The organism is Marilutibacter penaei, assembly GCF_014145395.1.
In the GTDB taxonomy this organism is placed as follows: domain Bacteria; phylum Pseudomonadota; class Gammaproteobacteria; order Xanthomonadales; family Xanthomonadaceae; genus Marilutibacter; species Marilutibacter penaei.
Map to the genome: position 1 here is coordinate 81,021 of NZ_JACHTE010000009.1, position 17,763 is coordinate 98,783.

The 17,763-nt window shown below is 69.8% G+C and carries 14 protein-coding genes; 12 read left to right on the plus strand and 2 right to left on the minus strand.

Features of this window, described 5'->3' with window-relative positions; all coding sequences use genetic code 11:
* Positions 1–64 precede the first annotated feature (64 nt).
* Genes bamA through rnhB form a run of 6 tightly spaced genes read left to right on the plus strand, consistent with a single transcriptional unit; the run spans position 65 to position 6,762 of the window.
* Entirely contained in the window at positions 65–2,575 is a 2,511-nt protein-coding gene (gene bamA / locus H4F99_RS12930) for an outer membrane protein assembly factor BamA (RefSeq protein WP_182670162.1), read from the plus strand.
* A 26-nt stretch (positions 2,576–2,601) separates the two neighbouring features.
* Positions 2,602–3,615 carry a UDP-3-O-(3-hydroxymyristoyl)glucosamine N-acyltransferase gene (lpxD, locus tag H4F99_RS12935; protein WP_182670163.1) on the plus strand — a complete coding sequence of 338 codons (1,014 nt, stop codon included), beginning with the start codon at positions 2,602–2,604 and terminating at the stop codon, positions 3,613–3,615.
* 54 nt (positions 3,616–3,669) lie between these two features.
* Positions 3,670–4,125 carry a 3-hydroxyacyl-ACP dehydratase FabZ gene (gene fabZ, locus H4F99_RS12940; RefSeq protein ID WP_182670164.1) on the plus strand — a complete coding sequence of 152 codons (456 nt, stop codon included), beginning with the start codon at positions 3,670–3,672 and terminating at the stop codon, positions 4,123–4,125.
* 1 nt (position 4,126) lies between these two features.
* Positions 4,127–4,909: an acyl-ACP--UDP-N-acetylglucosamine O-acyltransferase gene (lpxA, locus tag H4F99_RS12945; protein ID WP_182670165.1), complete on the plus strand. Its 783-nt coding sequence runs from the start codon at positions 4,127–4,129 to the stop codon at positions 4,907–4,909.
* Between the two features lie 39 nt (positions 4,910–4,948).
* Positions 4,949–6,142, plus strand: coding sequence for a lipid-A-disaccharide synthase (gene lpxB, locus H4F99_RS12950; RefSeq protein ID WP_182670310.1), 1,194 nt, complete (start codon positions 4,949–4,951; stop codon positions 6,140–6,142).
* Positions 6,139–6,762 carry a ribonuclease HII gene (gene rnhB, locus H4F99_RS12955; protein ID WP_182670166.1) on the plus strand — a complete coding sequence of 208 codons (624 nt, stop codon included), beginning with the start codon at positions 6,139–6,141 and terminating at the stop codon, positions 6,760–6,762. Before lpxB ends, rnhB begins: the two co-directional genes overlap by 4 nt.
* On the opposite strand, the gene H4F99_RS12960 is transcribed toward rnhB, so the two are convergent.
* Positions 6,749–7,240: a hypothetical protein gene (locus H4F99_RS12960; protein ID WP_182670167.1), complete on the minus strand. Its 492-nt coding sequence runs from the start codon at positions 7,238–7,240 to the stop codon at positions 6,749–6,751. The two genes, rnhB and H4F99_RS12960, sit on opposite strands and share 14 nt — an antisense overlap.
* A 42-nt stretch (positions 7,241–7,282) precedes the next feature.
* Positions 7,283–9,415 (minus strand): tetratricopeptide repeat protein, encoded by a 2,133-nt coding sequence (locus tag H4F99_RS12965; RefSeq protein ID WP_182670168.1) that lies wholly within the window; start codon positions 9,413–9,415, stop codon positions 7,283–7,285.
* 133 nt (positions 9,416–9,548) lie between these two features.
* Between H4F99_RS12965 and H4F99_RS12970 the strand changes: the two genes are divergently transcribed.
* The 6 genes from H4F99_RS12970 to tilS all read left to right on the plus strand — a co-directional run bounded on the left by H4F99_RS12970 (position 9,549) and on the right by tilS (position 17,724).
* Complete coding sequence (locus H4F99_RS12970) at positions 9,549–10,199, plus strand: YkvA family protein (RefSeq protein ID WP_182670169.1); 651 nt, start codon at positions 9,549–9,551, stop codon at positions 10,197–10,199.
* Between the two features lie 260 nt (positions 10,200–10,459).
* Positions 10,460–11,092, plus strand: a complete 633-nt coding sequence (locus tag H4F99_RS12975) for a YkvA family protein (RefSeq protein ID WP_182670170.1) — start codon at positions 10,460–10,462, stop codon at positions 11,090–11,092.
* 152 nt (positions 11,093–11,244) lie between these two features.
* On the plus strand, positions 11,245–14,766 hold the full coding sequence (gene dnaE / locus H4F99_RS12980; RefSeq protein WP_182670171.1) for a DNA polymerase III subunit alpha: 3,522 nt from the start codon (positions 11,245–11,247) through the stop codon (positions 14,764–14,766).
* A gap of 210 nt (positions 14,767–14,976) precedes the next feature.
* Positions 14,977–15,312 carry a hypothetical protein gene (locus tag H4F99_RS12985; RefSeq protein ID WP_182670172.1) on the plus strand — a complete coding sequence of 112 codons (336 nt, stop codon included), beginning with the start codon at positions 14,977–14,979 and terminating at the stop codon, positions 15,310–15,312.
* Positions 15,313–15,435: 123 nt separating this feature from the next.
* The gene (locus H4F99_RS12990; protein WP_182670173.1) at positions 15,436–16,395 is read left to right on the plus strand and encodes an acetyl-CoA carboxylase carboxyltransferase subunit alpha; all 960 of its coding nucleotides are present in this window, start codon (positions 15,436–15,438) and stop codon (positions 16,393–16,395) included.
* A 15-nt stretch (positions 16,396–16,410) separates the two neighbouring features.
* Positions 16,411–17,724 (plus strand): tRNA lysidine(34) synthetase TilS, encoded by a 1,314-nt coding sequence (gene tilS, locus H4F99_RS12995; RefSeq protein ID WP_182670174.1) that lies wholly within the window; start codon positions 16,411–16,413, stop codon positions 17,722–17,724.
* Positions 17,725–17,763 lie beyond the last annotated feature (39 nt).

Here is a 17,763-nt window from a genome sequence, read left to right on the forward strand (position 1 = left end):
GTTGCCACCCTTGACTTCAAGCGCCCGCCCGCGGGTGCGCAGTGAATCCCAACCGGACGTGATGATGACGCGAACACCCAATCGCCGCCTGCTGGCCCTTGCCCTGACCACCGCCCTGTATCCCGCCGTGGTGCTCCCCGCAATGGCGCAGGCGACGGACCCGGCCCCGGCCACCAGCCCGCTCGCGTCCGCCCCCGCCGGCAGCTTCACCGTCAGCGACATCCGTGTCGACGGCCTGCAGCGCATCGCGGCGGGCACCGTGTTCACCTATCTGCCGGTGGAACGGGGGGACACCCTCGACTCCGCCCGCGCGGGCGAGGCGATCCGCGCCCTGTATGGCACCGGCTTCTTCGAGGACGTGAGCCTGTACCGCCAGGGCAGCATCCTGGTGGTCCAGGTCCGCGAGCGTCCGGCCATCAACCGGCTGACCCTGGAAGGCAACAAGGACATCGAGACCGAGCAGCTGCTGGTGGGCCTGAACGACATCGGCCTGTCGGAAGGCAACACCTTCGACCGCCTCGCGCTCGACCGCGTCACCCAGGAGCTGACCCGGCAGTACAACAACCGCGGCAAGTACAACGTCGAGATCACCCCGGAGGTGACCGAGCTGGATCGCAACCGCGTCGACCTGAAGATCAACGTCAAGGAAGGCAAGGCCGCGAAGATCCGCCACGTCAACATCGTGGGCAACGACAGTTTCGAGGAGAAGGACATCCTGGCGGGCTGGGAGTCGCGCGAGAGCAACTGGCTGAGCTGGTACCGCCGCGACGACCAGTATTCCCGCGAGAAGTTCTCCGGCGACCTGGAGAAGCTCAACTCGTATTACCTCGACCGTGGCTATGTCGACGTCAGCATCGATTCGCCGCAGGTGTCCATCAGCCCCGACCGCCAGGACATGTACATCACCGCCGGCATCACCGAGGGCGAGAAGTACACGGTCTCCAGCGTCGAGGTCACCGGCGACACGGTCCTGCCCAAGGAACAGGTCGAGCGGCTGGTGCTCGTGCAGCCCGAGCAGACCTTCTCCCGGCGCCTGCTGGAAGTGAGCTCCGACGCGATCACCGCGACCCTGGGCAACGTCGGCTACGCGTTCGCGCAGGTCAACACGATCCCGGACATCGACCGCGAGAACAAGACCGTCGGCATCAACCTGCAGGTCGTGCCGGGCCCGCGCGTCAACGTCCGGCACGTCGTGTTCAAGGGCAACACCCGTACCGGCGACGAGGTCCTCCGCCGCGAAATGCGCCAGTTCGAGGGTGCGTGGTATTCGCAGGCCGCGATCGACCGCTCCAAGATCCGCCTCCAGGGACTGGGGTACTTCGAGGAAGTCGAGGTCGACACCCAGCCGGTACCCGGCAGCAACGACGAAGTCGACGTGGTCTACAACCTGAAGGAAACCACGTCCGGCAGCTTCGTGTTCGGCCTCGGCTACTCGCAGCTCGGCGGCCTGAGCGCGCAGGTGCAGCTGTCGCAGGAGAACTTCCTCGGCACCGGCAACCGGATGTCGGTGCAGGCGCAGCGCAGCGACTACTACAACAGCTACAACTTCTCGTACGTCAACCCGTACTTCACCGACAACGGCATGTCGCTGGGCTACAACCTGTGGTTCCGCGACTACGACTACGGCGAGTTCAACACCGCGCAATACAACAGCGAGAACGGCGCGGCGCAGGCCGTGTTCGGGATCCCAATCACCGAGACCGGATCGATCACCGGCCTGTTCGGCATCGACAAGAACACCATCACCGCCTTCCGTGGGCAGACGCCGGAGTCGATCGTCGACTACATCGACGCGATCGGCCAGCGCACGTTCCATGCCTGGCGCGGCGAGATCGGCTGGGCACGCAACACGCTCAACAATGCGCTGACGCCGACCCGCGGCACTTCGCAGCGCCTGTGGCTGGAGGCGACCCTGCCGGGCTCGACGGTCGAGTACTACAAGATCCAGTACAACATCTCGAAGTACTGGCCGCTGTCGCGCTGGCTGGTGCTGAACACCCGCGGCGAACTCGGCTACGGCGATGCCTACCAGGATCCGGTGGTCCGCAACGTCTGCTACACCGCGGGCACCTATGAGGACACCAATGGCGACGGCATCCTCGATACCTACGTGCCCGGCCCGGACCCCACCGAACCGTGCGAGACCGGGTCGCCCGACTACGTGGAGACGCTGACCGCCGACGGCCTGCCGTTCTTCGAGAACTTCTACGCCGGTGGCGTGCGCTCGGTGCGTGGCTTCCGCGACAACACCCTGGGACCGCGCGAGGCCCCCTTCGCCGGCAGCACCTACCTGCAGCCGGTCGGTGGCGCCTTCAAGACGATCGGCTCGCTGGAGATGATCTTCCCGACGCTGTTCGACAGCCCGGGGGCCCGCGTGTCGGCCTTCGTCGACTTCGGCAACGTGTACCGCGACGTCGATGCGTTCGATGCGAGCGAATTCCGGGCATCGACCGGCGTCGCCCTGCTGTGGCGCTCGCCGATGGGTCCGATCTCGATCAGCTACGCCTACCCCTTCCAGAAGGAAGACGGCGACGAGATCGAGCGCCTGCAGTTCACCTTCGGCGGCGCGTTCTGACGCCCGCGAACGCCGGTCCTTCCTGCATGAGCGCCCCTTCGCATTCCGCCGCCGAGCTGGCGGAACGCTTCGGGCTCGAGGTCCGCGGCGATGCCGGGGCGCGCATCGAAGGCGTGGGCACGCTGGCAGGCGCGGGCCCGCGGCAACTCGCGTTCCTCGCCAATCCGAAGTACCGCGGGCAGCTCGCTGCGTGCGATGCCGGGGTGGTGGTGATGCGCGAGGCGGATGCCGCGGGATTCCCCGGCACGGCGCTGGTCGCCCGCGACCCCTATGCGACCTTCGCGCGGATCGCCGCCCTGTTCGCGCCCCGTCCGGAATGGCCCGCGGGCCTGCACCCCTCCGCCGACGTCCATCCCGATGCAAGCGTCTCGCCGGATGCGCAGGTCGGCGCGTTCGTCAGCATTGGCGCACGCAGCCGGGTGGACGCCGGTGCCCGGATCGGCCCGGGCTGCGTGATCGGCGAGGATTGCGTGGTCGGCGAAGGCTGCGAGCTGGTGGCGCGCGTCACCCTGGTGGTACGCGTCCGGCTGGGCCAACGCGTGCGCATCCATCCCGGCGCGGTACTGGGCGCCGATGGCTTCGGCCTGGCGATGAACGAGGGCCGCTGGCTCAACGTGCCGCAGCTGGGCGGCGTGGTGGTCGGTGACGACTGCGAGATCGGCGCCAATACCTGCATCGACCGCGGCGCGATCGAGGACACCGTGCTCGGCGACGACGTGCGCCTCGACAACCAGATCCAGATCGGCCACAACGTGGTCGTCGGCGCCCATACGGCGATGGCGGGCTGCGTGGCGGTGGCCGGCAGTGCACGCATCGGCCGTTACTGCCTGATTGGCGGCGGGGCCGGCGTGGTGGGCCACATCGAGATCTGCGATCGGGTGACGGTCACCGCGATGAGCCTGGTCACCTCTTCGATACGCGAACCCGGTGAGTATTCCTCGGGCACGCCATTGATGGACAATCGCAGCTGGCGCCGCAATGCCGCACGGTTCCGCCAGCTCGATGCCCTCGCCCGCCGCCTGCCCCGCGGCGATGCCTGACGGCACCACGGCCGCGCCGACGCGCGCCCGCCCTCCACGCAAGGACACATCCGCATGAGTTCCACCGTACAGCTCCCGGTCGACGTCACGACCATCCAGACGCTGATCCCGCACCGCTACCCGTTCCTTCTCGTCGACCGGGTGGTCGAGCTGACGCCGAACGAGCGCGTGCTCGCCTACAAGAACGTGAGCATCAACGAACCCTTCTTCAATGGGCATTTCCCGGGCCACCCGGTGATGCCGGGCGTGCTGGTCGTGGAAGCGCTCGCCCAGGCCGGCGGCCTGCTGACGCAGCTGTCGTCGGGCGGCTCGGCCGATGGCCGGCTGTTCTACCTGGTGAAGATCGACAATGCGAAGTTCTCCCGCATGGTCGTGCCGGGCGACAGGCTGGAGCTGGAGGTCACGCTGAAGCGCACCATCCGCAACATGGCCCTCTACAACGGCGTCGCACGCGTGGACGGCGAGCAGGCGGCCTGCGCCGACATCCTGTGCGCCGAGGTGAAGGCCTGACATGAGCGCCATCGTCCACCCGTCCGCGGTCGTCGAGAAGGGCGCCAGCCTCGGCAACGAAGTCCGCGTCGGTGCGTTCTGCCACATCGGCAACGACGTGGTGGTGGGCGACGGCTGCGAGTTCGGCCCGCATTGCTCGGTCGCCGGACCGACCACGATCGGACGCGACAACCGGTTCATCGGCCATTGCGCGATCGGCGGCGAGCCGCAGGACAAGAAGTTCGCCGGCGAACGCGTCGAGCTGGTGATCGGCGACCGCAACACCTTCCGGGAGTTCGTGACGGTCAACCGGGGTACCGGCACCGGCGGTGGCATCACCCGCGTCGGCGACGACAACTGGCTGTTGGCCTACACCCACGTCGCCCACGACTGCGTCGTCGGCAACCAGTGCGTTTTCTCGAACAATGCGACGCTGGCCGGCCACGTCACCGTCGGCGACCATGTCATCCTCAGCGGCTTCGCCGGGGTGCACCAGTTCTGCCGGATCGGCGCGCACGCCTTCATCGGGATGGGGGCCTTCGTCAACGGCGATGTCCCACCCTTCGTGATGGTCGCCCAGGACGGTTACGGGCGGCCACGCGGCATCAACAGCGAAGGCCTGAAGCGACGGGGTTTCGACGCCACGCGCATCGCCGCCATCAAGCGCGCCTATCGGGCGCTTTACATGGGCGGTGCTTCGCTGGACGAGGCCCGCGCGAAGCTTGCCGAACTGGCCGCCGACAGCGATGACGTGCGCGCACTGCTTGAGTTCATCGACAACGGCGAACGCCCGCTCCTGCGCTGAAGGCGCCACGCCGTGCCACCCGGCTATCATGCCGGCGACATGCCGACCGACCCGACCGCCCTGCACCCGCCCCTCCACGCCCGTCCGCGGCGCATCGCGCTGGTCGCGGGCGAAGCCTCCGGCGACCTGCTGGGCGCGGGACTCGTCGACGCACTGCGCGAACGCTATCCCGACGCGATATTCGCCGGCGTCGCCGGCCCGCGCATGCAGGCGGCGGGCGTCGATACATGGTATCCGTCCGATGCGCTGGCGGTCATGGGCCTGGCCGAGGTGCTCCGCCACCTGCCCCGCCTGCTCCGCCTGCGTCGCGAGTTGCGCCAGCGACTGCTCGAGTGGCAGCCGGATGTGTTCATCGGCATCGATGCGCCCGACTTCAACCTGCCCGTCGAGCGCTGGCTCAGGCAGCGCGGCCTGCGGACGGTTCATTACGTCAGCCCGTCGGTCTGGGCATGGCGTGAGAAGCGCGCCGCGAGGATCGGCGAGTCGGCGGAACTCGTGCTGTGTCTCTTCCCCATGGAACCGCCGATCTATGCACGCCATGGGGTGAACGCCCGCTTCGTCGGCCATCCGCTGGCGGACGAGATGCCGATGGACCCGGACCGAAGCGCCGCCCGCAAGGCACTCGGGCTTGACGAGGAGGCGCCGGTACTGGCCCTGCTACCCGGATCCCGGCTCGGCGAGATCGAGCGCCTGGCGCCTACGTTCCTCGACGCGGCACGCTGGATCGTCGCGGGGATGCCCGGCCTGCAGGTGGTCGTGCCGGCCGCCAATGCAGGTTGCCGCGCTGCACTCGAGCCGCTGGTGGACGGCATCGAGGGGCTGCACCTGATCGACGGCCAGGCCCGGCAGGCAATGATCGCCAGCGATGCGATCCTGCTGGCCTCCGGCACGGCGACCCTGGAGGCCATGCTGGCGAAGCGGCCGATGGTGGTGGGCTACAAGGTCGCCCCCCTCACCTATCGCATCGTCAAGGGCCTGGGCATGCTGAAGGTCGACCACTACGCATTGCCGAACGTGCTGGCCGGCGAGGCCATCGTGCCGGAGCTGATGCAGGACCGGTTCACCACCGACCGGCTGGTCGAGGCGACGCTCGCGGCGCTGGCGAGTGCGCGTGCGCCGGCGTTTGCCGACGGGCCGTCGCAGCGGTTCCGCGAACTGCACGAAGCCCTGCGTCGCGACGCCTCCCACGAAGCAGCGCGCGCGATCAGCGAACTGCTCGAGGCGTCGCCTTGAGCAGCACGGCCGACCTGTTCGAGGCGCCGGATGCGGCCCGGGCGCGGATCGCGGGCGTCGACGAGGCCGGGCGTGGCCCACTTGCCGGCCCGGTCGCAGTCGCGGCCGTGATCCTGGACCCGGCACGTCCGATCGATGGCCTCGACGATTCGAAGCGCCTGAGCGGGAAGCGCCGCGAGGCCTTGTTTCCGCTCATACAGGAACGCGCCCTCGCCTGGCACGTCGAACTCGTCCCGGCGCTGGAGATCGACCGGCTGAACATCCTGCAGGCGACCCTGCAGGGCATGACTCGTGCCGTGGAGGCCCTGAGCCCTGCCGCGACCTTCGTGCGCGTCGACGGGAATCGACTCCCGCCCCGCCTGCCCTGCGCCGCCGAGGCGCTCGTGGGCGGCGACGCACTCGACCCGGCGATCATGGCGGCCTCGATCCTCGCCAAGGTCGCGCGCGACCGCGCGATGGTCGCGCTGCATGTCGACTGGCCGCGGTACGGCTTCGACGTGCACAAGGGTTATCCGACGCCCGCGCACCTCGCGGCACTGGCCGCGCATGGGCCCTGCCCGGCGCACCGCAGGAGCTTCGCGCCGGTGCGCCGGGCGGTCGATCGGCTCAACGGAGCCTGATGATGATCACGGGATCGACGGTGTGTCCGTTCGCGCGGATGTTGTAGGGGTAGTTGCCGGGGTTGGCATCCGCTTCGAGCAGCAGGGCCTGTCGGTTGACCCCCGCCTGGGACCCTTCCCAAACGCCGGGCGTTCCCGGGCTTGGATTGCGGGCGTCGGCGGCGACCAGCGACGTGCCGGCCTGCTTGAACTGGATCGCGAACGGCACGTTCACGCCTTCGTCCGTCACGAGGTAGACGTCGGTGCCGCGGGTCACGTAGCAGCTTGCCGGCGACGTGGACGGTGGCCCCCCCGGCGCGGGAAACGTCACCCGTACATGGACCTTGCTGCTGGCGACGGACGGGGATGCGGGACAGGCGTCGCCGTAGGGAGACGCGGCCGGTGCGGGAGACGGGGTGGTCGCGCAGCCGGAGCAGCCGGCAAGCGACGTGCACAGGCCGAGCGCGACCAGCCGGGTCGCGTGGGTGGCGGTGGACATGGAACCTCCTCATGGGGCCCGGTACGGGCGGTGGGTGCGGCTTCAACCGCCTCCCTGCGACGCGATCTCCTGTCCCCCCGTGACCTGCCGCAGGACCGGCGCGGCCTGGAGCCGGGCTTCCGCCACGTCCAGCGCGCGCGCTTCCTGCATCGACTCGCGGGCGGCATCCCTGTCGCCCAGGCGGGCATGCACCATCGCACCCAGCAGCGCCACTTCGGCACGTGCGGTGCCCAGCCGGCGCGCATCCTCCAGCCAGCGCCGCGCCGCCGCCTCGTCGTCGAGGTTGGCGCGGTACCAGGCGAGCCATGCCTTCGCCTCCGCATCGTCAGAACGGATCGCGACGTAACGTCCGGCCATCTCCGCCGCGCGGCGGTAGGCGGCGTTCGCGCGCCCACGCCCGCCGGATGACGCCGCGAGGGCATCCGCGATGTTGCCGACCATCCGGTAATCGCCGGGATTGAGCTCGCTCGCGCGCGAGTAGAGGGCCGCCGCCTCGTCGTATTCACCCTGTTCGTACCGCAAGGTGCCCAGGTTGCTCAGCGCGGCGAAGCCGGGTTCTATCGAAAGCGAGCGTTCGAAGGCCGCTGCGGCAGGCTCGCGCTCGCCGTTCGCGAGGTGGAGCCCGCCCAGGCTGCTCCACAGGCCCGCGTCGTCGGGGGACAGCGTGGTGGCGACGCGGAACGACGCGATGGCATCGGCCAGGCGTCCTTTCAGGTAGTGCTGGTAGCCGATCTCGCGATGGATGGCAGCGGAACCGGGCTGCAGTTGCCGGGCACGCTCGAAATAGTCCATCGCGAGGGCATCCTCGTCGCGCGTGCCGGCCAGCCGGCCGAGGCCGATGTAGGCGGCCGGTCGAAGGGCGGTGTCGTGGAGCGTGTCCTCGTAGGCCTTGCGGGCCGCGTCCGCCTCCCCCCGCGAGGCATACAGGTCGCCCAGCGCCAGACTGACCTCGCCCAGCGCAGGATCCATCCGCGCGGCCTTCATGCAGGTGGCCTGCGCGGCGTCGTACAGCCCGACGTCGCGCTTCGCCTCGAACTCTCTGATGCCGACGCGGCACAGGCCGGCCTGCGCCCGCGCGAACCGCGGGTCGCGCTCCAGCGCCGCCTCGAAGGCGCGGCGTGCCTCGGCCAGTTCTGACAGGGACGCGGTGCCCCGCAGCAGGTTGAGACCATGCAGGTACGGCTCATAGGCGGCCAGGTCGGCGGTTGGGCGCAGGCGACGATCCAGCGCCGGCACGTCCGGGGGCAGCACGCCGAGCAGCGCCCGTACCACCTCGCGTGCGATCTCGCTCTGGGTCGCGAAGATGTCGCTGGCGTCGCGATCGTAGGTCTGGCTCCAGAGCACGAAACCATTCCGGGTGTCGCTCAATCGTGCGTCGATGCGCATGCGCTGGCCCTCGCGGCGGACACTGGCATCGAGCACCGTCGCCACGCCCAGGCGACGTCCGAGCACGCGTACGTCCCCCTCGCGGCGGCCCTCGGCGGGCTGCAGCGCGGCGACCTTCAGGCCGGGCACGCCGGCCAGCGCCCCGTGCATCTCGACGGCCAGACCCTCGGCGAAATAGGCATCCCCGGGCGCACCGCTGAGCGTGCTGAACGGGAGTACCGCAACCGACGCCTCGGCCGGAGGGAGGCGTTCCGGTGAGCGCCAGTGCACCCACGCACCCGCACCGGCGAGCGCCCCCACGAGGACAAGCGCGGCGAGTCCCCAACGCCAGGCACGTGGGCGTGCAGGCGCGGTTACCGGCCCGGCGGGGTCCGGCATGGCCGCGGCGTCCTCCCTCGCGGGCAGGGCCGCGGCGCCACTCGCCGGCGCCGGCGCCTCGACCTCCAGCCCGGCGATGAAGCGGTAACCCAGCGCGTGATGGGTCTGGATGAACCGGGGATCGTGGGCGTCGTCGCCCAACGCGGATCGCAGCTGCGCGATCGCACGGGTCAGGACCCCGGGGGTGACATGCCGGTGCCCCCACACCGCATCGAGCAGATCGTCCTTGGCCACCATGTCCCCCGCGTGCCGCAGGAGCTCCAGCAGCACTGCAAACGCCTTGGGCTCGAGCGCGCAGTCCTCGCCGCCCCGGGTCACCGTATGGGCGGCGACATCGACGGTCACGTCGGCGAACCGGTAGCGCGACGGCGGCGCAGGGCCCATCGTGGCGGGGTTTCCGGGCTCCATCATGAAAACCTCATGACTGCATCACCACCCAATGAGAAAGGTGACGTAAGTCTCAATTGCCCATCATGACCGCAAAAACGTTAAGGCGGAATCTGGAGCCGCACCCGACTGGGGTGCATCTCCCCGGAGCAACGCCATGAACGCCATCGTCCATTTCAATGACACGCTGCCCTTGCCGACCGTCCTGGACGGCCCGACCGCCTCTCCGCACCGTCGCCACCTGATCGACCGCTTCGACCTGGCCCCGGCTGCGCTGGCCCGCTTCAACGCTTACCTGAACAGCATCGACCCGGACGCGCAGGGCCTGGATGCCGACCGCATCGCCACCGCCGCGCGCGAGCTGAACGACCGGTCCACTGGAACCGCCGCACCGCGCTGCATCACCGAACAGATGCGCCGGGCCACCGCGCTGGTGTGCATGGAAGCCGATCGCGACTGGCGGGCCGCCAACGAGGCGGGAGAGACCGCGCGCAAGGTGATCGCCTATGTCCGCGGGAACGACGACCTGATCCCGGACGGCTTGCCCCGCGTCGGGCGGCTGGACGACGCCATCGTCATCCGCACCGCGTGGCCTCTCCTGGCCGATGAAGTCGCGGACTACCTGGACTTCTGCCGGATCCGCCGCATCGAAGCACAGCTGCGCGGCCTGGCGCCGGCCTCCTTCCACATGGACCGGAATGACTGGGAATCCGCCGGACGTGCCGAAATGGCGCTTGTCCAGCACCACCGGCGCGTGCGCGAATGCACCTACCTGCCCGAGCGCGCGCCGCTGTTCCGGGTGCACTGAGGCGTGCCGCGACGAAGATTCCGTGCGCGGGGCGCCGTCCGTCGGACAGGCGCGGCGGCCCCGTGGCGGAACCGGCCGATGGTCACCCTGCCTTGCTGCACTTGGGCGTAGGCTCGGGGTTCGGGAGGATGTCCATGCATCCCGATGCAAGGGCGGTCCGCCGCAGGCGGCGCCCTTCCCCGACTGCCGGGACGCGGCGCACCGCCGGCCCGCCCGTCCCGCCCTCCCCGCCCACGCCGTGCCGGCCATGGAGGTGCGTCATGAGAACTTCCCTGCTGAACCCCCTGGAGCCGCCGCTGCCCTTCGGCCCGGACGCGACGCCTCCGTCCGCCAACGACGCGGTGATGTCCTGGCAGCCCGCCCAGGTGGCCGCCTTCGACGCGCTGGTGCACGAAGTCAATCCGGATGCGCCGCGCGTGGACATCCCCCGCCTGCAGGCGCTGGCCGAATGGCTGGTGGCACAACCCCTGCCGGAGGCCCGCGGCCTCATGCAGACCCGGCTCGACCGGATCGAATGGGTGCGTGCGATGCTGGCCGATCCCGATTGGGAGACGCCGGCGGGCGCCCGCGCCCGCGCCGTCCGGATGCTTGCCTACCTCGACGACGACGCCGGCCTCATCCCCCACCGGACGCCGCTGCTGGGGTACCTCGACGACGTCCTGCTGTTCGATCTCACGTGGCCCGCCTTCGAGGCCGAGACCGAAGAGTACCGGGACTTCTGCGACTATCGCCGCGAGACGCATCCGGAGGGCGACGCCGCCAGCCAACAGGACGCCTGGTTGCGCGACCGCCTGGCCGAGCTGGCGCAGCTGCAGCACAACGCCCGCGTCCGCGACGCGCACTACATCGACACCCGCCCCGGCCCCGACGACCGCTTCCGCGTCGTCGCGTGACCGGCGAGCCTCCCGCGCCGGCCCCATCACGGCCGGACGCGGGACCGGCGGAGGGTGCGTCGTCAAGCCTTGTGCCGCCGCCCCGGGCTGCTAACCTGCGGTGACCGTTCCATCGCCCGCTCCCTGGGCACGTCACCACCGCCCAGGCAGGCATGTCCGCATCCCGATTCGTCCACCTCCACCTGCACAGCGAATACTCGCTGGCCGACTCCACCGTCCGCATCGGCGAGCTGGTCAAGCGCAGCGTCGAGCTGGACCAGCCGGCGGTGGCGATCACCGACATCAACAATGTCTTTGCCGCGGTGAAGTTCTACCGCAAGGCCGAAGGCGCGGGCATCAAGCCGATCATCGGCGCCGACATCGGCCTGGCGGACGGCAACGAAGAGGCCTCGCGCCTGACCCTGCTCTGCCGCGACCGCGACGGCTACCTGACCCTGTCGCGCCTGCTCACGCGCGTCTGGATGGAGGGCCACCGCCATGACAGCGTGGCAATGCGCCCGGAGTGGCTGCGCGAGGACAACGCCGGGCTGTTCGTGCTGGCCGGGCGCCACAGCCTGGCCGGACGCCTGACGGTCGCCAGCAAACACGAGCACGCGGAAGCCTGGCTGGCCGACTGGCAGGGCGTGTTCGGCGAGCGCCTGCACCTGGAGTTGACCCGCGCCGGCCGCGACGGCGAGGAAGCCTTCAACGCCTTCGCCCTGCACGCCGCGTCCAAGCGCGGGTTGCCGGTGGTCGCCAGCAACGACGTGCGGTTCCTCGACCGCGATGGCTTCGAAGCGCACGAGGCCCGCGTCTGCATCGCCTCCGGCCGCGTCCTCGACGACCCGCGGCGGCCCCGGGACTACACCGCCGAGCAGTACCTGAAGTCGACGGACGAGATGCGCGCGCTGTTCCACGACGCGCCCGACGCGATCGACAACGCGGTCGCGCTGGCGATGCGCTGCAACGTCGAGATGAAGCTCGGCGAGTACGCATTGCCGGCGTTCCCGGTACCGGCCGAACACACCATCGAGTCCTGGCTGCGCAACGAGGCGCGCGAGGGCCTGCGCAAGCGCCTGGAGAAGGCGCCGCTGGCGGAGGGCAAGACCCGCGAGGACTACGACGAGCGCCTGGAGACCGAGCTGGACGTCATCATCACGATGGGGTTCCCGGGCTACTTCCTGATCGTTGCGGACTTCATCAACTGGGGCAAACAGCACGACATCCCGGTCGGCCCGGGGCGTGGTTCGGGTGCCGGCTCGCTGGTCGCGTGGGCCCTGGGCATCACCGACCTCGACCCCCTGCCCTACGACCTGCTGTTCGAGCGTTTCCTCAACCCCGAACGCGTGTCGATGCCCGACTTCGACATCGACTTCTGCATGGACCGCCGCGACGAGGTGATCGACTACGTCGCGCGCAAGTACGGCCGCGACCGGGTCAGCCAGATCATCACCTACGGCACGATGGCGGCGAAGGCGGTGGTGCGCGACTCCGGCCGCGTGCTCGGCCATCCCTACGGCCTGGTCGACGGCATCGCCAAGCTGATCCCCAACACCCTGGGCATCAGCCTCGACGACGCGATGGGCGAGACCGAGAAGTCGCGCACCAGCGAGGGTCTCGCGTCGCCCGACCTGATCGAGCGCTACAACAGCGACGAGGAGGTCCGCGACCTCATCGACCTCGCGCGCAGCCTCGAGGACCTGACCCGCAACGCCGGCAAGCACGCCGGCGGCGTGGTGATCGCGCCCAGTCCGCTCAGTGATTTCTGCCCGCTGTACGCCGAACACGACGGCGAGGGCCGCGGCCGCAATCCGGTGACGCAGTTCGACAAGGACGACGTCGAGGCGGTGGGCCTGGTGAAGTTCGACTTCCTGGGCCTGCGCACGCTGACGATCATCGACTGGGCGGTCAAGGCGATCAATGCGCGACTGGCGAAGGCCGGCGAACCGCTGCTCGACATCACCGCGCTGCCGCTCGACGACACCGCGAGCTACGAACTGTTCGCGCGCGGCGACACCGTGGCGGTGTTCCAGTTCGAATCCCGCGGCATGCGCGAACTGCTCAAGCGCGCGATGCCCGACACCTTCGAGGACATCATCGCGCTCGCCGCGCTGTTCCGCCCCGGTCCGCTCGGCTCGGGGATGGACAAGGAGTGGGTGGACCGCAAGCACGGCCGCGCCGAGGTCAGCTACCCGCACCCGCTGCTGGAGCCGGTGCTCTCGCCCACCTACGGCGTCATCGTCTACCAGGAACAGGTGATGCAGATCGCCCAGGTCCTGGCGGGCTATTCGCTGGGCGGCGCCGACCTGCTGCGCCGCGCGATGGGCAAGAAGAAGGCCGAGGAAATGGCGAAGGAGCGCGCCAAGTTCGAGGCCGGCTGCGCCGAACGCGGCATCGACGCGAAGGTCGCCACGCCGATCTTCGACCTGATGGAGAAGTTCGCCGAGTACGGCTTCAACAAGTCGCACTCGGCCGCCTATGCGCTGGTGGCCTACCAGACCGCCTGGCTGAAGGTGCACCACCCGGCCGAGTTCATGGCCGCGGTGCTGTCGTCCGACATGGACAATACCGACAAGGTGACCGGCTTCCTCGACGAGTGCCGGGTCATGGGCCTGGAGGTGCTGCCGCCGGACGTCGCCCATTCCGAGTACATGTTCGAAGCCACCGCGCCGGGGACGATCCGCTACGGGCTCGGCGCGGTGAAGGGCGTCGGCCGCGGCGTCTGCGAGGCGATCGTCGAGGCGCGCCGCGCCGGGCCGTTCGCCGACCTGCTCGACTTCTGCAAGCGCGTCGACGGCAACCGTCTCAACCGGCGTGCGCTCGAAGCGCTGAACCAGGCGGGGGCCCTGCAGGGCCTGGGCCGCAACCGCGCCAGCCTCGCCCTGCAGATCCCGGAGGCAATGAAGGCCACCGAGCAGCTCGCCCGCGAGCGCGCGGCGGGCCAGGTCTCGCTGTTCGGCGGCGGCGAGTCGCCGGTGGCCGAGTTGCACATCGACCTGCCCGAGTCCGACGAGTGGCCGCTCGCCCAGTTGCTGCAGGGTGAACGCGACACGCTCGGCCACTACCTCAGTGGACACCCGTTCGACCCCTACCGCGACGAGGTCAAGGCGCTGGTGGGGCACGATCTGGGCGCCCTCGACGCGATCTGGTCGTCCCGTCCGGAGTCTGCCCGCAGCGGCTGGCGGCCCGAAGTGGAGACCGTCGTCGCCGGCCAGGTGACGGGCCTGCGCAAGAAGGGCGACAGCCAGATGTTCGTGCAACTCGAAGACGGCCGCGGACGCCTGGAATGCGCCTTCTTCGGCGAGAGCTATACCGAGCACGCCACCCTGTTCACCCGCGATCGCCTGCTCGTCGTCCAGGGCGGGCTGCGCGAGGACAGCTTCAGCGGGGGCTTCGCCCTGAAGGCCAACCGCTGCTGGGACTACGCCGCGGTCTGCCACCAGCAGGCACAACGGCTGTCGCTGCGGCTGGACCTGCGGGTCGAGGGCATCCTCGACAGGGTCGATGCCGTGCTCGCTCCGCACCGGCCCGGAAAGACGCCGCTTCGCCTGGACCTGCTGCGCGACGGTGCCGCCGGCATGCTCGACCTCAACGGCAGCCATGGCGTCCGCGTCGATGCCGACCTCATCGGCCACCTGCGCGCCCTGCCCGGCGTGCGTGCGGTCAAACTGGCGCTGGCAAGGCCCTGGGGCTGAACGACGGCGATCCGTCTTACCGCACGCGTGCCCCTGCGCCGAGAAGAGCCCAGGGCCGAGTCGACCCGCAAGCCCCTTTCGATCACTCCCTTGCAAGCGAGCGGCGTCGTTTGAGCGGCCCTGCCCGGCTGATTTGCACCCGTGGACGTGATCGGGTTCACTATTCTTGCCGGCCGGGGAGCCGGATCCATGTCACAGGGGGAAAACCGAATGAAGAAGTACCTGCTCGCAGCGCTGCTGCTGGCACTCGCTCCGGCTGCGCCGGTGGGGGCCACGGAGCTCAAGATCACCAACAACTCCATGTGGGACATCTATTACGTGTACGTGTCCCGCAGCTCCAACAGCGAATGGGGCAACGACCAGCTGGACGACAAGGTCCTGGATGCGGGCGAAACCTGGCGCCTGACCAACATCCAGTGCGACACCTACGACGTGAAGCTGGTCGACGAGGACGACGACACCTGCATCATCCCGAAGGTGAAGCTGTGCTGGAACACCCACTGGGAGCTCGACAACGACGCCTGGTTGGGCTGCGTCGCCGAATGATCGGCCACGGCGGGGTGCCGGACCGGCGCTCCGCCGCCCTACCGGACGGCTCGGTATGGAAGCAGGGGGTCGGCTAGACTGTCCCCTTGCCCCGGCGGCCCCTGGCCCAGAACACCTCGACGCATGAATCCCAACTACCTCGATTTCGAGCAGCCCATTGCGGACCTGGAAGCCAAGATCCAGGAACTGCGCCACGCCAGCCATGGACCGGCGGTGGATGTGGATGCCGAGGTGCACGCGCTCCAGGACAAGCTGCGCCAGCGTACCGCCCAGATCTTCCGCGACCTGTCGCCCTGGCAGATCTCACAGTTGGCGCGGCACCCGGCCCGGCCTTACACGATGGACTACCTGCGGGTGATCTGCGACGAGTTCGAGGAACTCGCCGGCGACCGGGCGTTCAAGGACGATGCCGCCATCGTCGGTGGCCTTGCGCGCATCGACGGCCGCAGCGTCGTGGTCATCGGCCACGAGAAGGGCCGCGACACCAAGTCCAAGGTACGCCGCAACTTCGGCATGCCGCGTCCCGAGGGCTACCGCAAGGCATTGCGCCTGATGAAGCTCGCCGAGCGCTTCAAGCTGCCGCTGATCACCTTCATCGATACACCCGGCGCCTACCCGGGCATCGGTGCGGAAGAACGCGGGCAATCCGAGGCGATCGCGCGCAACCTGCTTGAGATGAGCGAACTGCGCACCCCGATCCTGTGCACGGTCATCGGTGAGGGCGGCTCCGGCGGCGCGCTCGCGATCGGCGTGGGCGACCGCACGCTGATGCTGGAGTACAGCACCTATTCGGTCATCACCCCGGAGGGGTGCGCCTCGATCCTCTGGCGCGATGCCGCCCGGGCCAAGGATGCGGCGGAACAGCTGGGGCTCACCGCCAAGCGGCTGCACGGACTGGGCCTGATCGACAAGGTGGTCCGGGAGCCGATCGGCGGCGCCCACCGCAACCCCCGGCAGATGGCCACGCGCCTCAAGGCGGTGCTGCTCAACGAGCTGGACGCGCTGGAAGCCCTGCCCCAGGACGAGCTGCTGGAGCGTCGCTACAAGCGGCTGCGCAGCTATGGGGCATACGAGGCGGCCTGATCCGCCACCGGCGCCATGGTCGCCGACCTGATCCTGCCTGCACGCCCCGCGGCCCTTCCCGGCCACGCCCCGTTGCGCGTCGCGCTCAGCGGCGGCCTGGATTCCACCGTGCTGCTGCATCGCCTGGCGAACGATCCCGCACAGCGGCGCCAGGGCCTCTCGGCGGTGCATGTCGACCATGGCCTGCACCCGCACGCCGGCGCGTGGGCCGCGCATTGCCAGACCCTGTGCGACCGCCTGGGCATCGTTCTCCGGCACCTGCGCGTGGAGGTCCCGCGCGATTCCGGCCTGGGCCTGGAAGGCGCCGCCCGCAAGGCCCGCCATGCGGCCTTCGAACACACGCTTGTCGAAGGCGAGGTGATGGTCCTCGCGCACCACCGGGACGACCAGGCGGAAACCTTCCTGCTGCGTGCCTTGCGGGCATCCGGTCCCGAGGGCCTGGCCGGGATGCCGGCCTGGCGACGCTGCGGTCGCGGCTGGCTGTGGCGCCCCCTGCTGCAGCACCCCCGCGATGTGCTGCGGGCTTATGCAGAAGCGCACCGGCTGGAATGGATCGAAGACCCCTCCAACGAGGACCCATGCATGGACAGGAACTTCCTGCGGCACCGGGTCCTGCCGCTGCTCGCGGAGCGCTGGCCGCATGCCGGCGCCGCCCTTGCCACCAGCGCGACGCTGGCCGGCGATGCCGCCCACCTGCTGCGGCATGGCGACATCGAAGCCCTCGAGCAGGTCCAGCGGAGCGACCCGTCGCGCCTGGACGTCGCGGCGCTCCTGGCTCTCCCCGCGGCCCGGCGTGCACGCGTGCTCCGCCATTGGGTACACGCGCTCGGCTTGCCCGCGCTGCCGGCGCAGGGCATCCGGCGTGTCGAACGTGACCTGCTGGATGCACGCGCGGATGCCGTCGCCAGCTTCCGATGGGCCGGTGCGCGCATCCGACGCTGGCGCGATTGCCTGCATGCGGGCCGGGAAACCCCGCCGCTCCCCGCCACCCTGGACCTGCCATGGGACGGCACGCACCCGCTCGCGCTCCCCGGCGGAGGCGTGCTCCGCCTCGAGGGCGCCCCCCGGCTGCCCGAAGCGCTGCGGGTGCGCGCCCGGCAGGGGGGCGAACGGATCCGGCTGCCCGGGCGCTCGCATGAGCATGCCCTCAAGCATGTCCTGCAGGGGCTGGAGGTACCGCCCTGGGTGCGCGAACGCCTGCCGCTGCTGCTCGACGCCGGCGGCCGGGTGATCGCCGCCGCCGACTTTGCCTACGATGCCGGTTTCGATGCATGGCTGCGTGAGCGCGGAGCGCGCCTGCACTGGCAGGACGGAGAAGCGGGCGGCTGACGGCGGCGATCCCTCCACGTTGACCCGTCCCGGGCATCG

Excerpts from the sequence above, each read along its gene's own strand:
- lpxD (WP_182670163.1), top strand. The coding sequence starts at position 2,602 with ATGAGCGCCCCTTCGCATTCCGCCGCCGAGCTGGCGGAACGCTTCGGG.
- H4F99_RS12975 (WP_182670170.1), top strand. The coding sequence starts at position 10,460 with ATGAGAACTTCCCTGCTGAACCCCCTGGAGCCGCCGCTGCCCTTCGGC.
- H4F99_RS12985 (WP_182670172.1), top strand. The coding sequence starts at position 14,977 with ATGAAGAAGTACCTGCTCGCAGCGCTGCTGCTGGCACTCGCTCCGGCT.
- fabZ (WP_182670164.1), top strand. The coding sequence starts at position 3,670 with ATGAGTTCCACCGTACAGCTCCCGGTCGACGTCACGACCATCCAGACG.
- tilS (WP_182670174.1), top strand. The coding sequence starts at position 16,411 with ATGGTCGCCGACCTGATCCTGCCTGCACGCCCCGCGGCCCTTCCCGGC.
- H4F99_RS12990 (WP_182670173.1), top strand. The coding sequence starts at position 15,436 with ATGAATCCCAACTACCTCGATTTCGAGCAGCCCATTGCGGACCTGGAA.
- H4F99_RS12970 (WP_182670169.1), top strand. The coding sequence starts at position 9,549 with ATGAACGCCATCGTCCATTTCAATGACACGCTGCCCTTGCCGACCGTC.
- bamA (WP_182670162.1), top strand. The coding sequence starts at position 65 with ATGACGCGAACACCCAATCGCCGCCTGCTGGCCCTTGCCCTGACCACC.
- H4F99_RS12960 (WP_182670167.1), bottom strand. The coding sequence starts at position 7,240 with ATGTCCACCGCCACCCACGCGACCCGGCTGGTCGCGCTCGGCCTGTGC.
- lpxB (WP_182670310.1), top strand. The coding sequence starts at position 4,949 with ATGCCGACCGACCCGACCGCCCTGCACCCGCCCCTCCACGCCCGTCCG.
- dnaE (WP_182670171.1), top strand. The coding sequence starts at position 11,245 with ATGTCCGCATCCCGATTCGTCCACCTCCACCTGCACAGCGAATACTCG.
- lpxA (WP_182670165.1), top strand. The coding sequence starts at position 4,127 with ATGAGCGCCATCGTCCACCCGTCCGCGGTCGTCGAGAAGGGCGCCAGC.
- H4F99_RS12965 (WP_182670168.1), bottom strand. The coding sequence starts at position 9,415 with ATGATGGAGCCCGGAAACCCCGCCACGATGGGCCCTGCGCCGCCGTCG.